This is a genomic window from Microbacterium sp. (genome assembly GCF_031178445.1).
In the GTDB taxonomy this organism is placed as follows: domain Bacteria; phylum Actinomycetota; class Actinomycetes; order Actinomycetales; family Microbacteriaceae; genus Microbacterium.
The window spans coordinates 304,468-317,394 of sequence record NZ_JAPSIY010000005.1; the positions used below are offsets into that span (position 1 = coordinate 304,468).

General features: G+C 69.5%; 15 protein-coding genes and 1 tRNA gene. 5 read left to right on the forward strand and 11 right to left on the reverse strand.

The features are described from left to right. The first annotated feature begins 70 nt into the window (after positions 1–70). Complete coding sequence (locus RIN43_RS09770; protein WP_309128717.1) at positions 71–280, forward strand: hypothetical protein; 210 nt, start codon at positions 71–73, stop codon at positions 278–280. Positions 281–501: 221 nt separating this feature from the next. Here RIN43_RS09770 and RIN43_RS09775 read toward each other — a convergent pair. Next, positions 502–575, reverse strand: a tRNA-Pro gene (locus RIN43_RS09775). Positions 576–704: 129 nt separating this feature from the next. Here RIN43_RS09775 and RIN43_RS09780 point away from each other — a divergent pair. Genes RIN43_RS09780 through RIN43_RS09790 form a run of 3 tightly spaced genes read left to right on the forward strand, consistent with a single transcriptional unit; the run spans position 705 to position 2,392 of the window. After that, a complete protein-coding gene (locus RIN43_RS09780; protein ID WP_309128718.1) occupies positions 705–1,286 on the forward strand; it encodes a GNAT family N-acetyltransferase in 582 nt (193 codons plus the stop codon). Between the two features lie 60 nt (positions 1,287–1,346). Next, the gene (locus RIN43_RS09785; protein ID WP_309128719.1) at positions 1,347–2,015 is read left to right on the forward strand and encodes a lysoplasmalogenase; all 669 of its coding nucleotides are present in this window, start codon (positions 1,347–1,349) and stop codon (positions 2,013–2,015) included. Beyond that, on the forward strand, positions 2,012–2,392 hold the full coding sequence (locus RIN43_RS09790) for an RNA-binding S4 domain-containing protein (RefSeq protein WP_309128720.1): 381 nt from the start codon (positions 2,012–2,014) through the stop codon (positions 2,390–2,392). Before RIN43_RS09785 ends, RIN43_RS09790 begins: the two co-directional genes overlap by 4 nt. A 17-nt stretch (positions 2,393–2,409) precedes the next feature. On the opposite strand, the gene RIN43_RS09795 is transcribed toward RIN43_RS09790, so the two are convergent. From RIN43_RS09795 to RIN43_RS09805, 3 genes are read right to left on the reverse strand one after another with little or no spacing between them, the layout of a single operon-like run. Next, the gene (locus RIN43_RS09795) at positions 2,410–2,766 is read right to left on the reverse strand and encodes a DUF202 domain-containing protein (protein ID WP_309128721.1); all 357 of its coding nucleotides are present in this window, start codon (positions 2,764–2,766) and stop codon (positions 2,410–2,412) included. After that, on the reverse strand, positions 2,763–3,125 hold the full coding sequence (locus tag RIN43_RS09800) for a DUF202 domain-containing protein (RefSeq protein ID WP_309128722.1): 363 nt from the start codon (positions 3,123–3,125) through the stop codon (positions 2,763–2,765). The genes RIN43_RS09795 and RIN43_RS09800 overlap by 4 nt, the downstream gene beginning before the upstream one ends. Beyond that, the gene (locus RIN43_RS09805) at positions 3,122–4,120 is read right to left on the reverse strand and encodes a formylglycine-generating enzyme family protein (protein ID WP_309128723.1); all 999 of its coding nucleotides are present in this window, start codon (positions 4,118–4,120) and stop codon (positions 3,122–3,124) included. The genes RIN43_RS09800 and RIN43_RS09805 overlap by 4 nt, the downstream gene beginning before the upstream one ends. A 105-nt stretch (positions 4,121–4,225) precedes the next feature. On the opposite strand from RIN43_RS09805, the gene RIN43_RS09810 reads away from it, so the two are divergent. After that, positions 4,226–5,860, forward strand: a complete 1,635-nt coding sequence (locus RIN43_RS09810; RefSeq protein ID WP_309128724.1) for a DUF222 domain-containing protein — start codon at positions 4,226–4,228, stop codon at positions 5,858–5,860. A gap of 176 nt (positions 5,861–6,036) precedes the next feature. Here RIN43_RS09810 and RIN43_RS09815 read toward each other — a convergent pair whose 3' ends face one another. The 7 genes from RIN43_RS09815 to scpB all read right to left on the reverse strand — a co-directional run. After that, positions 6,037–7,002 (reverse strand): NUDIX domain-containing protein, encoded by a 966-nt coding sequence (locus RIN43_RS09815; RefSeq protein WP_309128725.1) that lies wholly within the window; start codon positions 7,000–7,002, stop codon positions 6,037–6,039. A 59-nt stretch (positions 7,003–7,061) separates the two neighbouring features. Continuing rightward, a complete protein-coding gene (locus RIN43_RS09820) occupies positions 7,062–8,132 on the reverse strand; it encodes a Glu/Leu/Phe/Val dehydrogenase dimerization domain-containing protein (protein WP_309128726.1) in 1,071 nt (356 codons plus the stop codon). A 95-nt stretch (positions 8,133–8,227) separates the two neighbouring features. Then, complete coding sequence (der, locus tag RIN43_RS09825; RefSeq protein ID WP_309128727.1) at positions 8,228–9,748, reverse strand: ribosome biogenesis GTPase Der; 1,521 nt, start codon at positions 9,746–9,748, stop codon at positions 8,228–8,230. Next, complete coding sequence (gene cmk, locus RIN43_RS09830; protein ID WP_309128728.1) at positions 9,741–10,475, reverse strand: (d)CMP kinase; 735 nt, start codon at positions 10,473–10,475, stop codon at positions 9,741–9,743. The genes der and cmk overlap by 8 nt, the downstream gene beginning before the upstream one ends. Next, positions 10,468–11,607: a prephenate dehydrogenase gene (locus RIN43_RS09835; protein ID WP_375163730.1), complete on the reverse strand. Its 1,140-nt coding sequence runs from the start codon at positions 11,605–11,607 to the stop codon at positions 10,468–10,470. The genes cmk and RIN43_RS09835 overlap by 8 nt, the downstream gene beginning before the upstream one ends. Then, entirely contained in the window at positions 11,604–12,389 is a 786-nt protein-coding gene (locus tag RIN43_RS09840; RefSeq protein ID WP_309128729.1) for a pseudouridine synthase, read from the reverse strand. Before RIN43_RS09840 ends, RIN43_RS09835 begins: the two co-directional genes overlap by 4 nt. Next, positions 12,386–12,927: SMC-Scp complex subunit ScpB (gene scpB, locus RIN43_RS09845; RefSeq protein WP_309128730.1), on the reverse strand; the 542-nt coding region annotated here is incomplete at its 5' end. The genes RIN43_RS09840 and scpB, both read right to left, overlap by 4 nt.

Sequence of the window (12,927 nt, forward strand, 5' to 3'; positions counted from 1 at the left end):
TCGGATCCTCCAACGGGCTGATTGAATCGGCCTGACTTTCGTTCCGTTCTTCAAGCAAGGATGGAACTCGATGAACAGGAAGTATTCGCCGGAGATGCGTGAGCGGGCGTTGCGGATGCTCGCGGAGACGCGGCCGTCGCACCCGACGATGATGAGCGCGGTCCGTCACGTCGCCGGGCTGCTGGGGATGAGCCCCGAGAGAGGTACGCCAGTCGTAGACGGTGGAAACAGGCACGCCCAGGTAGGAGGCGAGCTCGCCGACGTCGAGCAGCGGTTCTAGGCCCCAGGGGTTGCCGGTAGGGCTGTGTTCGGTGTCCATACCGAACAGGTGCGTCCTGCTCCCACCCACGAATCGGGAGCAACCGGCACGATCGCTTCGCTACCAGAGCACGACGGCCGAAGATAGCCGTGAGGGGGCCAAAGTGATGGGTTTGTGATGACTGGATCAAATCTCACCAACGAAAAAGTCGCGGAAACCCGTGAGTTTCCGCGACTTTCCGGTCGGGCTGACAGGATTTGAACCTGCGACCCCTTGACCCCCAGTCAAGTGCGCTACCAAGCTGCGCCACAGCCCGTGGACGACCGCGCGTCCGCGCGGGCAACTCCCCTATCCTAGCCGACCCGAACGACCACCGCGAACCGCGCAGGCCGGGCGTGGCGCGACTTCCTTGCTGATGTCGGTCGCGCGGCGTACCGTGCCGTGCATGGCGACGATCACCACCGAACGCGCGACGATCAGCCGATGGGATGATGTTCAGCACTCGCTCAGCGGCGGCGGAGACGGCCGCAGCTGCCAGTGCATCTGGCCGGTCGTGAGCAACAAGGAGTGGGAGGCGACGAACGTCGAGCAGCGCCGCGAGATGCTGCACGATGAGATCCAGGCCGGGTCTCCCCCGGGGCTGGTCGCGTACGTCGATGGCGAAGCAGCCGGATGGATCCGCATCGGGCCTCGCACGGTTCAGACCCGCATCCTCCGTACACGCGCGATCATCGCGGCGACGGAAGAACCGCTCGACGACGACCGAGTGTGGTCGGTGACCTGCTTCGTCGTGCGCCGCGAGCACCGCGGCAAGGGGCTGAACGCCGAACTGCTGCGCGCGGCCGTCGAGTACGCACAAGAGTCGGGTGCCCGGCTGATCGAGGCGTACCCGGTCGACACCTCCGAGGGCATGCACCGCTCCAACGATCTGTTCCACGGCACACTGTCCACGTTCCGCGCTCAGGGGTTCCGCCAGGTGGGCACGCTAACCAGAGGGCGCGTGCTCGTGGTGCGTGAACTCGACTGACGCGTACTCCGCCACCCGAGCGGCGACATCGGCTTTGCCCGGGATGAATACGATGAGGGGATGCGCCGCCGCATCCGCCCTCTCGACATGATCGTCTGGATTCCGTACATCCTGGTGTCGGCCATCCACGTCGTCTGCCTCCCAACGGACAGCCCGCTCGCGGCTCCCACGAAACTGACGCTGATGCCTCTGCTGGCGGTGCCGGTGCTGCTCGCAGCGCCCCGGCTGCGTCCACGTTCGGCGCTCCCCCTTCTGCTCGGCGCTCTGGTCTTCTCCTGGCTCGGGGACGGAGCCGGCACGTTCTTCCCCGGCGCACCCGAGCTTCCGCTGATGCTGCTCTTCTTCGGCATCGCGCACATCGGCTACATCGTGCTGTTCCTGCGTCATGCGCGCATCCGCCCGCTTCCGTGGTGGACGCTCGTCTACGCCGTGTGGTGGGTGGGGATGCTCACCATCCTCGGCCCGCACACCGGAGCGCTCTTCTTCGCCGTCGCCGCCTACGGCATCGTGCTCGCCGGAACCGCAGCGACGTCGGCGAGATGTCATCCGCTCGTCGCCATCGGCGGTGCCTTCTTCCTCGCGAGCGATACGATTCTCGCGTTCCGGCTGTTCCTGCCCGATGCGATGCCCGATTGGACGAGCCCCGCCGTCATGCTCACCTACACGATCGGGCAGGGTCTGATCATCGCGGGCGTACTGCGCACCCTCGCCAAGGAAGGCGCGCGATGACCGACTCGATCAAGCCTGTGCGCGTCGACAGCTGGCTGTGGGCGGTACGCATCTACAAGACACGATCCGCAGCGACCACCGCATGCCGCGCCGGGCATGTGCGAGTGAACAGCGATCGCACGAAGGCCGCTCAGACCGTCAAGCCGGGCGACGAGGTGCGGGTGCGGATCTCGGGTTTCGACCGCATCCTCGTGGTGCGCCAGACGCTGTCGAAGCGCGTCGGGGCACCCGTCGCCGTCACCGCGTACGACGATCGCACTCCCCCGCGCGACCCCGTCGCGATGGTCGCGGTACGCGACCGCGGTGCCGGGCGGCCCACCAAGCGGGAGCGCCGTGAGATCGACCGCCTGCGCGGACGCGACGACCAGCTCGGCTGATCACCGCATCCGACGATTCAGCGCGCGGTCACGACGCCCACGATCACTGCGCCGGCGACCGCGCTAACCATCACGAAGACCGTGACGGCGAGAAGGAGCGCAGCCCCGGGCGACGCCCTCCGCGGGTCGGCCACGAGAGCCTGATTCCATCTGCGATAACGCACCCGGGCGCGCACGACGAGCCACGCCGCGAAGAGCAGCCCCAGTATTCCCGGTGCCAGGGATGCCACGAGCTCGACCCCGCCCTGCGCAAGCGGAGGGAAGAGACGTAGCGCCAGCAGGGATCCGACTCCGATCGCGAGCGCCGTTCGTCGCCAGGCGAGCTCGGTGCGCTCGGGCTGAAGACCCGGATCGAAGAGCCGGCTGCCCGTCATCGCAGCAGCACACCGAGAACGATGAGGACGCCGACCACGACGATCACCACCGAAAGGGCGATGCCCGTGCGCGATCCCGGCAGCGGCGCGCTCAGGCGCAGCGCACGCTCCGTGCGCGCCCATTCGAACCAGGCGATCACAGGCAGCAGCAGCCCGGTCACGATGAGCACGAGCGAAGAGATCAATCTCGGCACGGGATGCAGGTCGAGGCCCAGCGCCTCGAGCGCGACCCCTCCGGCGATGAGCGCGAGCGCCGTGCGGTTCCAGGCCAGGAAGGTGCGCTCGTTCGCGAGCGAGAACCGGGCGTCGGGCTCTTCGCCCACCCCGAAGACGGACGCCGGGAACCGCTCGCGCTTCACGAAGTCACCGCCGCGACCGTGCGGAATCCGGCGTTCCCCATCGACGAGTCGGGGGTGTTCTGCGAGCGGGCCGAGTTGCGGTACCGGTTGCAGTAGGAGATGTGGCACAGGTAGCTGCCTCCGCGCAGCACGCGCGCGCCGCCGCGAGACGGCCCGAGCGGGTTCTCCTCGGGGGACACGCCGTAGAAGCGCGGATCGAACCAGTCGGCGCACCACTCCCACACGTTGCCGACCGGCTGCCACAGTCCGTACCCGTTCGGCTCGAACGAGCGTACCGGCGCCGTCGTGAGAAAGCCGTCCTCGAGGGTGTTGCGCACGGGGAACTCGCCCTGCCAGATGTTGGCGCGCCAGCCGCCGGCATCCACCTCATCGTCGCCCCACGGGTACTTCTTGCGATCCAGCCCTCCGCGCGCGGCGTACTCCCACTCCGCTTCGGTGGGCAGACGCCGCCCGGCCCACTCGCAGTACGCGAGGGCATCGTTCCAGCTGATGTGCACGGCCGGGTGGTCACCGATCCCGTCGACCGTCGACTCGCGTCCGCCCGGGTGCGCCCAGTCGGCCCCCCGCACGCCGACCCACCACGGCGTGCCGGATGCCGATCCCATGACGTCGTCGTCGGGGGCGTTCACCGCCAGGTGGAACACGGCGGAGAATCCGAACGTCTCCGCCTCGGTCCGGTAGCCCGTGTCGGCCACGAATCGCGCGAACGCATCGTTGGTGACAGCCGTCGCATCGATCTCGAACTCGTCGAGTGCTACCGGATGCTGCGGCAGTTCACCGTCCATCGGATTGCGGTCGCCGGAGGAGTCGCCCATCACGAATGTGCCCGCAGGGATCCTCACCTGCTCGACCGTGTGGCGCCCACGGGTCTCCGAAGCGGGCGCCGGTGCCGCATCCGTCGGTCGCGAAGATCCGATCGTGAGGAACTGACGGCGCTCCGGTGGCGCGCATGAGCATCCGGGGCCGCATCCCTCTGCGTCATCGAGCTCGGTCACCTCATCAGACTATGCCGAACACCCGTCACGCGACGACGCGTGACAACGTCGGCCGACCGCGCGCGAATGCTTCCATTATTCGAATATTTGTTCTATAGTTGAGTCATGGCCACCGGTGCTCCCGATCTCTTCGCACGACGCGAAGCGCTGCTGGATGCGTGGGTGGCGAAGCAGCGTGAGATCGCCACGCTGCAAGCGGAGGCCGCCGATCTGCTCGCTGAGCGCTGGATGCTGATGGAGGACGACATCGAGGATGCTCCGCTGCATCGCGAGGCGATCCTGCGCTCCACGGTGTGTGAGTATGCGGCCGCCGGCCGCATCTCAAGAGGCTCGATGGAGTACGCCTTCACCGATGCGCGCATCGTGCACGACGACATGCCGACCGTGCTGGACTCTCATACGGCGGGGAGGATCACTGCCGCGCATGTGCGGGAGATCGTGCGGGAAGCGGATGTGGTACGGGAGGCGATCCGCGACGGCGACGTGGAGCCGGTGACCATGGCGCTGTACGAAGCGGCAGTGCTCGAGGTCGCTGAGCACGACACCCCCGCCCGCGCGAAGGCGCACGCCCGCCAGGTGGCGGCGGCTCTCGCCGGCGTGACCGTCGTGCAGCGTCACGAACGCGCGGTCACCGAACGAGCCGTCACGGTCCGCTCGGTCGGTGACGGGCTCGCACTGCTGCAGGCGGTGCTGCCCGAGCACCTCGCTCTGGCCGTGCATGACCGGCTCACCCGGATGGCCCGCCGGCTGCGCACCGCTGACCGTACACCGGTGCTCCCGTCGCTGGAACCCGAACCGCGCGATCAGCGCGGGGTCCGCATCCATGACGACTCACTGCTCGGCGATCCGCGGTCGACAGAAGGTGACGCACTGCGCAGTGACGGCGCGCGGGACGTGGGCGGCGACGATGACGACCCAGGCCTGAACCTCGACGAGCAGTCCCGGTGGGACGCTATCGAGCGCACCCTCGCGGCCGATCCGCTGTTCCACGACGACAGCCCCGCCATCATCCACGTCCCCGCTGATGCGCGCACGATGGACCAGATTCGCGCCGACCTGTTCACCGACCTGCTGTTGGCCACCGACCCGACCGAGGCGCATGGCACGGCGCTGCAGGGCATCACGGCGACCGTGCAGGTCACCGTCGCCGCCAGCACCCTCGTCGGCGCCGACGACCGACCGGCCGAGCTCGATGGCACCGGTCCGCTGCACCCCGACGTCGCCCGCACGATGGCCGGGCGCAACACAGGTTGGACCCGCCTGTTCCTCGACCCTCAGGGCATGGTCACCGAAACCGACACGTACACCCCCACGGAGCCCATGCGCCGCTTCCTGCGCGCACGAGATCAGCTGTGTCGCTTCCCCGGATGCAGGCAACCCATCGCCCGATGCGAGCTCGACCACAACCACGACTACGCCAAAGGCGGCCGCACGTCGCTGTGCAATCTGAGCCACTTCTGCACTGCCCACCACGTGCTCAAGCACCCCGATATCCCCGATGACCACCGCTGGACCGCCAGGCAACTCCCCGACTGGTCAGTCGCATGGACCAGCCCCACCGGACGCACCTACGCCGATCCCCCTCGACGACGGGTCATGTTCATCCTCTCGGATCCGCCTCCCGAAGGCGGACCGCCGATGATGAGCCCGGACGAACTGGACCGGGCCGCGGGGAGACCGGCCGAACTGGACTGGGCCGTGGGGAGACCGGCCGAGACCGCGGCCGCCGCACCTTTCTGACCGACGATGCGGCGCGCCCGCTGCACCCTGTCAGTCGAGTCGGGCGCGTCGGGCCGGACCGGCTCAGTCTGGCCACGCGAGACCGGTCAGACCAGTTCAATCAGGCCAGGCGAGACAGGCCAGGCAAGACAGGCCAGGCAAGACAGGTCAGGCGAGTCGGCCCCTGCCACTCGGGACTAGTCGAGCTGCCCGAGCAGCCAGCCGGCCGACTCGGCGTTCCCACCGGCGTGCTGCACGCGCTCACGCAGCCCGCGATCGCTGGTGACGACCGTCACTGCACGTCCGGTCGCGATCAGGCGCTCGGCCTCCGCCACGATCGCGTCGTCGCCGTTCCCTGCCGCCCGCACGAGATCGATCGCGCCGCGTCGCGCGGGAGCGTCCAATCCGCTGTCCGCCGTCGCGGCATCCGACCGATCATCCTCGCGCGCGGAATCCGCCACCGTCCGCGCTTCTCCTTCGACGACCATCGAGACCTGCGGGTACCAGCGGTCGGCATCCAACTGCAGCGCCGATGCACCCACTCCTGCGTATGCCCACGTCTGCAGCCGTTCCCGCAGCCGTTCGGCCGCACCCGCCCGATCCTTCCACCAGCCGTCTGGCACCGAGCCCACCACGTTCGCAGCGTCGACGATGATCGCTGGTCTCACCTGCAGCAGTCCGCGCAGCATGGGCCAGGCGGCGGCGAAGCCGGGGTGCAGCGGCAGGTGGTCGACCTCGCCCACCGGCACCCACTCCAGCGCCAGACTCTCCGGGTCGCTGATCACCGGTTCGAAGGACCGCACGACGTCGGCGACGACGGTCGTGTACGACCAGATGCCGAGATCGAGCACACTCGAGAACCGCGCCCGCACGGCGCCCTCCGGAATGCCCGCCTCCTCCTGCGATTCGCGCACCGCGCCGTCCAACGCCGACTCGCCCTCATGCAGTGCACCGCCGGGCAGCCCCCAGGTGCCGCCGAAATGACTCCACCCCACCCGGTGCTGCAGCAACACGCCTCGGTGCGCGTCGACCGCGAGCAGACCCGCGGCGCCGTAGCGACCCCAGTACTTCTCTCCCGTCGGCGCTACGACCCAGGCGTCGCCGCTGTCGCGTGGGCCCTGCGGGCGGCGCGGCTCACCAGGCTCGGGAGGGATGATCGTCACCCGTCCAGCCTTTCACAGCCGCGCCGCCCCGGCACACGTCGCATTCCGCCGCGCTGGTGTCAGCGGACGCTGAGCTCCGCGCCGGCCTGCAGGCGGGCAGCCGCCAGCTCCTCTGCGGCCTGCAGCGGCGTGACGCCCCGCGCCTCCGCGTCGTCGAGGATGCGGCGCACGGTGTCTCCGATCCCGGCCACCCGCGCCATGATCTGCTCGCTCGTGCCGATCTGCTTGGCCTCGAGGTCGAGGTAGATCACACCACCGGCGTTCACCACGAAGTCGGGCGCATAGAGGATGCCGCGGCTCGCCAGCCGATCCGCCCCGGAGTGATCGGCCAGTGGGTTGTTCGCCGGACCGCAGACGGCCTTCACGTCGAGCGCGTCGATCACCTCGTCGGTGAGCACTCCTCCGATTCCCGCGGGGACGAAGACGTCGCCGGCGACGAGGTGCTCCCCTCCCGGCTCGACCCACGTCGCCCCGATCTCCTCGGCGAACGCACGCCGGGCGGGGTTGATGTCGGTGACGGTCAGCCGTGCGCCCTGCTCGGCCAGCCGCGACGCGAGGCGCCCGCCGACCTGGCCCAGACCCGAGATCGTGATGCTGCGGCCCGCGGTGTCAGCTGAGCCGGTGACCTTCTCGAGCACCGCCTGCAGCGACGCGTACACGCCGAGGCTGGTCGGACCGGCCGGCTCGCCCGAGCCGCCGACTGCCGAAGGCAGTCCCACCACGTGCTGGGTGCGCTCGCTGACGATCAGCATGTCATCGGTCGTCGATCCCACGTCCTCAGCCGTGCGGTAGAGACCGTCCATCAGCTCCACCGCGTCGCCGAGGTCGAGGAAAGCGGCCCGCCGGCGATCCGCGTCGAGCGTCTCCCCCGGGGCGAGGCGGATGACCGACTTGCCGCCGCCGGCGTCCAGTCCGGCCGCCGCGTTCTTCAGCGTCATCGCCGCCGACAGGCGCAGTGCGTCGCCGAGCGCGTCGCTCCAGTGCGGGTAGGTCCACAGCCGTGCGCCGCCGAGCGCGGATCCGAGCACGGACGAGTGCAGCGCCACGGCGATGAAGAGTCCGCTCCTGCGCCCGGTGATCACCTCCACGCGCTCGTGGCTGAAATCGGGCAGGGGCAGGGTGTGCGTCATCGCGGTCTCCTTGGGCGGGCCTTGTGGGCTGTGCGCTGCGGATGCCGCGGTGTTGCGGCATCCGCCCCCATTATCCCGCCGGACGACGCACCGGGCTAGCGCTGTCGACGCTCCCTGACCCGCATGTTGATCACGATCGGAGTGCCGTCGAACTCGTAGAGTTCGCGCAGCCTTCGCTGGATGAACCGGCGGTAGCCCGGGTCGAGGAAGCCGGTCGTGAACAGCACGAACGTCGGGGGCCGCGTCGAGGCCTGCGTGCCGAACAGCACGCGCGGCTGCTTGCCGCCGCGCAGCGGATGCGGGTGGGCGGCGACGAGTTCCGTGAGGAACGCGTTGAACTTGCCGGTCGGGATGCGGCGATCCCAGTTCTCCAGCGCGAGCTCCAGTGCCGGCACCAGCTTGTCGAGGTGACGGCCCGTCTTCGCTGAGATGTTCACGCGCGGAGCCCACGCGACGTGCGCGAGGTCCTGCTCGATCTCGCGCTCCAGGTACCGTCGCCGGTCGATGTTCTCCATGTCATCGTCGAACAGGCGGTCCCACTTGTTGAACGCGAGCACCAGCGCACGGCCCGACTCGAGCACCATGTCGATGATGTTCAGGTCCTGCACGCTGATCGGCTGGCTGACGTCGAGCACGACGACCGCGACCTCGGCCTTCTCGAGAGCCGCCGAGGTACGCAGCGACGCGTAGAAGTCGGCCCCCTGCTGCAGGTGCACCCGGCGACGGATGCCGGCGGTGTCGACCAGCCGCCACATCTTGCCGCCGAGTACGACGATCTCGTCCACCGGGTCGCGCGTGGTACCGGCGAGGTCGTTCACGACCACGCGCTCCTCGCCCGCCGCCTTGTTCAGCAGCGAGGACTTGCCCACGTTGGGACGCCCGAGGATCGCGACTCGTCGCGGACCGCCGATCTCGGCCTTCGCGACGGCAGAGATGTCGGGCAGCTTCGCCATTACTGCATCGAGAAGGTCGGCGACACCGCGGCCGTGGATGGCCGAGACCGGATGCGGCTCGCCGAGCCCCAGGTTCCACAGCGCAGCCGCCTCGGGCTCCTGCCGCGCGTCATCGATCTTGTTGGCGACGAGGAACACCGGCTTGCCGCTCTTGCGCAGAAGCTTCACGACGTGCTCGTCGGTCGAGGTGGCGCCGACCTTCGCGTCGACGACGAACAGCACGACGTCCGACAGGTCGATCGCGACCTCGGCCTGCGCGGCGACCGACCGGTCGATGCCCTTCGCGTCCGGCTCCCAGCCGCCGGTGTCGACCAGCGAGAACCGACGGTCCATCCATTCGGCCTTGTAGGTCACACGGTCTCGGGTCACGCCGGGGGTGTCTTCCACGACCGCCTCGCGGCGACCGAGGATGCGGTTCACCAGCGCCGACTTGCCGACGTTCGGGCGACCGACGATCGCGACCACCGGCAGCGCCGGCAGGTACTCGATGCCGTCCTCGCCGAGGGCCAGGCCCTCGAGCAGATCCGCGTCCTCTTCGTCCAGCTCGTAGTCTGCGAGTGACTCCCGCAGCGTCTTCGCGCGCTGTTCGGCCAGTTCCTCGTCCAGCTCGGCCATCTTCTCGGCCAGCTGGTCGGCGGCGCCTTCGTATTCGTCCTCAGCCATGGGAAGCTCCTCTTTCCGCGCTGCCGTCTGCAGCGCTGCGCCGCCGTTCGATCACCGTGAGCACGGCATCGACGGTCTGCGCGAAATCCAATTCGGTGGAGTCGACCACGTCGACGCCCGGGGCGGCATTGAGGAAGTCGACCACGCTGCTGTCGGAGGCGTCGCGCTTGTGCAGCGCCTCGGCGACGGCGGCGGCGTTCTCGCCCGCCAGTTCACCGGCACGGCGCGCGGCGCGCACCTCCGGTGCGGCGGTCAGCAGAATGCGCACGGGCGCATCCGGTGCGACCACCGTGGTGATGTCACGGCCCTCGACGACGACGGCCGGGTACTCGGCCTCATCGACGATGCGACGGAACATCTCGTTCACCTGCACGCGCACCTCCGGCACGCGTGCCACGCCGCTCACCGCCGCCGACACCCGCGGTTCCCGGATGGCGTCGGTCACCTCGACGTCGCCCACCAGCACGCGCCTGTCGTCGGGGTCGAGACCCTGACGCAGCGGGAAGCCGGATGCGGCGGCGCGCACCGCCTCGGCATCCGACGTGTCCGCGCCGCTCGCCAGCACGTGCCAGGCGAGCGCCCGGTAGGCGGCGCCCGTGTCGAGGTAGCCGTACCCGAATCTGCGCGCGATCTCTTTGGAGACGCTCGACTTGCCCGAACCCGCGGGTCCGTCAATCGCGATGAACTTGGTGGCCTGCCGCGCCGAGCCGGAAGCGATGTCAGTCATTCGTGTTCCCCGCAATCCGCCAGCCGCGTTCCTCGAGTCCCTCGATCGCCCCGCGCAGCGCGGCCGGCGTCACGCTGATCTCGGCCAGACCGAACTGCGCGCCCGGCGAGTGCTCCAGTCGCAGATCCTCCACGTTCACGCCCAGCTCACCCAGTTCGCCGAACAGGCGACCCAGCTGACCCGGGGTGTCGTCGACCATGACGACCAGCTGCTCGAAGCGGCGGTTCTGACCGTGCTTGCCCGGCAGGCGCTCGACTCCTTCGTTGCCCTGACGGATCGCATCCGCCACGGCCCGGCGAGCACCGGGGGCGTCCGGATCGCGCAGCGCCTCCGCGACCTCGCGCAGATCGTCGGCGAGCGCATCGAGCACCTCGACGACCGGCACCGCGTTCGCGCCGAGGATCTGCACCCACAGCTCGGGAGCCGAGGCCGCGATGCGCGTGGTGTCACGCACGCCCTGTCCTGCCAGCCGCAGCGCGCCTTCGTCGGCGCCCGCGAATCGGGCGGCGAGCAGGCTCGCGACCACCTGCGGCACGTGCGAGGTGAGCGCGACCGAGCGGTCGTGCTCCTCGGGTGTCATCTCGAGCGGCATCGCCCCGAGGTCGAGCGCGAGGGCCTCGACGAGTGCGAGGTCGGAGGCGCGGGTCTGCTCGTCGCGGCACACCACCCAGGGTCGCCCGACGAACAGGTCGGCGCGGGCAGAGATGGCACCGCCGCGTTCACGTCCCGCCAGCGGATGCGATCCGATGTAGCGGGTCAGGTCCACACCGCGGCGCGTGAGCTCACGGAAGGGCTCCAGCTTGACGCTGGCGACGTCGGTGACGACGGCGTCCGGGTGGGCGGCGAGCTCGGCCTGGATGACATCAGCCGTCACGTCCGGGGGCACGGCGACCACGATGAGCGACGGGCGGTCGTCGCCGTGCGCTGCCCGGCCGGCTCCGTAGTCGATGGCCAGCCGCAGCTGCGAGGGCGAAGCATCCGCCAGTACGACGTCCACGCCCTTGGCGCGCAGCGCATGGCCGATGCTCGCTCCGAGCAGACCGGCGCCGACGACGCGCACGGTTCCCGAGACGCGCGACGCGACGCCTGATGCCGGCACGGCATCCGTGCGCGACGAGAGGGAAGCGCTCACTCGGTCTCCTGCTTGTCGTCCTTGCCCGCGTTCGCAGGGGAATCCTGGCGCGCGAGAGTCAACAGCGCACCACGTTCGATTTTAGTCAGCTCGCGTGCCCTCCCAGCCGGGAGGGTTCCCAGGTGGAGCGGACCGAACTGCCGGCGCACCAGCTCGGTGACCGGATGCCCCACCGCGGCCATCATGCGGCGCACGATCCGGTTCCGGCCCGAGTGAAGGGTGAGCTCCACCAGGCTCGACCCGCGCGAGGCGTCCAGCAGCCGTGCCTTGTCGGCCTTGATCGGCCCGTCCTCCAGCTCGATCCCGCGGGTGAGCTTGCCGATCGTCTGCGCTGTGACGGTGCCGCTCACCTTCGCGATGTAGACCTTGGTCACACCGAAAGAAGGATGCGCGAGCACATGCGCCAGCTCGCCGTCGTTAGTCAGGATGAGCAGCCCGCTGGTCTCGGCGTCGAGCCTGCCGACGTTGTACAGCCGCTCCGGCCAGTCCTTCGTGAAGCGGCGCAGATCCGGCCGGCCGTTCTCGTCCTTCATGGTGCTGACCACGCCGGTCGGCTTGTTCAGCATCACGTATCGCTTCGACACGTCGAGCTGCACGGCCGTGCCGTCGACGTCGACGAGGTCGTTCTCGAGGTCGATGCGGGTGCCCAGCTCAGTCACGGTCTGGCCGTTCACGCGGATGCGGCCCTCGACGATGTACTGCTCGATCACCCGGCGCGAGGCGACGCCGGCGTTCGCCAGCGCCTTCTGCAGGCGCACGCCCTCGGGCTGGTCGTCGGTCATCGGATCGCTCCCTCGTCGAAGCCGTCTGCGCCGTCATCGAGCAGCGGCGAGATCGGAGGCAGCTCGTCGATCGAGTTGATGCCTAGGTGCTCGAGCAGCTGATCTGTCGTGCCGTAGTTGATCGCGCCTGTCTCCGAGTCGGCGAACAGCTCGGTGATGAGGCCGCGGGCCAGCAGCGTGCGGACCACGGAGTCCACGTTCACGGCGCGGATCGAGGCGACCTGGCCGCGGGTGACCGGCTGCTTGTACGCGATGACCGCCAGCGTCTCGAGGGCGGCCTGCGAGAGCCGTGCGGGCGCCTGACCGCCGACGAACTCGGCGATCAGGTCGTCGTGGTCCTCGCGGACGTACAGCCGCCAGCCGCCGCCCACCTCGCGCAGCTCGAACCCACGGCGCGGGCCGCTCCCGCGGCCGTCGTAGTCATCGACCAGCGACTCGAGCGTCTGGCGCACGGCTGGCACCGGCGCGTGCACGGCGGCGGCGAGGGCGACGAGCGAGATCGGCTCGTCGACGATCAGCAGGACCGCCTCGACGCGCT

What these genes read in the sequence shown, in the direction of transcription:
- RIN43_RS09770 (WP_309128717.1), top strand. Translation starts at nt 71, where the DNA reads ATGAACAGGAAGTATTCGCCGGAGATGCGTGAGCGGGCGTTGCGGATG.
- RIN43_RS09780 (WP_309128718.1), top strand. Translation starts at nt 705, where the DNA reads ATGGCGACGATCACCACCGAACGCGCGACGATCAGCCGATGGGATGAT.
- RIN43_RS09785 (WP_309128719.1), top strand. Translation starts at nt 1,347, where the DNA reads ATGCGCCGCCGCATCCGCCCTCTCGACATGATCGTCTGGATTCCGTAC.
- RIN43_RS09790 (WP_309128720.1), top strand. Translation starts at nt 2,012, where the DNA reads ATGACCGACTCGATCAAGCCTGTGCGCGTCGACAGCTGGCTGTGGGCG.
- RIN43_RS09795 (WP_309128721.1), bottom strand. Translation starts at nt 2,766, where the DNA reads ATGACGGGCAGCCGGCTCTTCGATCCGGGTCTTCAGCCCGAGCGCACC.
- RIN43_RS09810 (WP_309128724.1), top strand. Translation starts at nt 4,226, where the DNA reads ATGGCCACCGGTGCTCCCGATCTCTTCGCACGACGCGAAGCGCTGCTG.
- RIN43_RS09820 (WP_309128726.1), bottom strand. Translation starts at nt 8,132, where the DNA reads ATGACGCACACCCTGCCCCTGCCCGATTTCAGCCACGAGCGCGTGGAG.
- der (WP_309128727.1), bottom strand. Translation starts at nt 9,748, where the DNA reads ATGGCTGAGGACGAATACGAAGGCGCCGCCGACCAGCTGGCCGAGAAG.
- cmk (WP_309128728.1), bottom strand. Translation starts at nt 10,475, where the DNA reads ATGACTGACATCGCTTCCGGCTCGGCGCGGCAGGCCACCAAGTTCATC.
- RIN43_RS09840 (WP_309128729.1), bottom strand. Translation starts at nt 12,389, where the DNA reads ATGACCGACGACCAGCCCGAGGGCGTGCGCCTGCAGAAGGCGCTGGCG.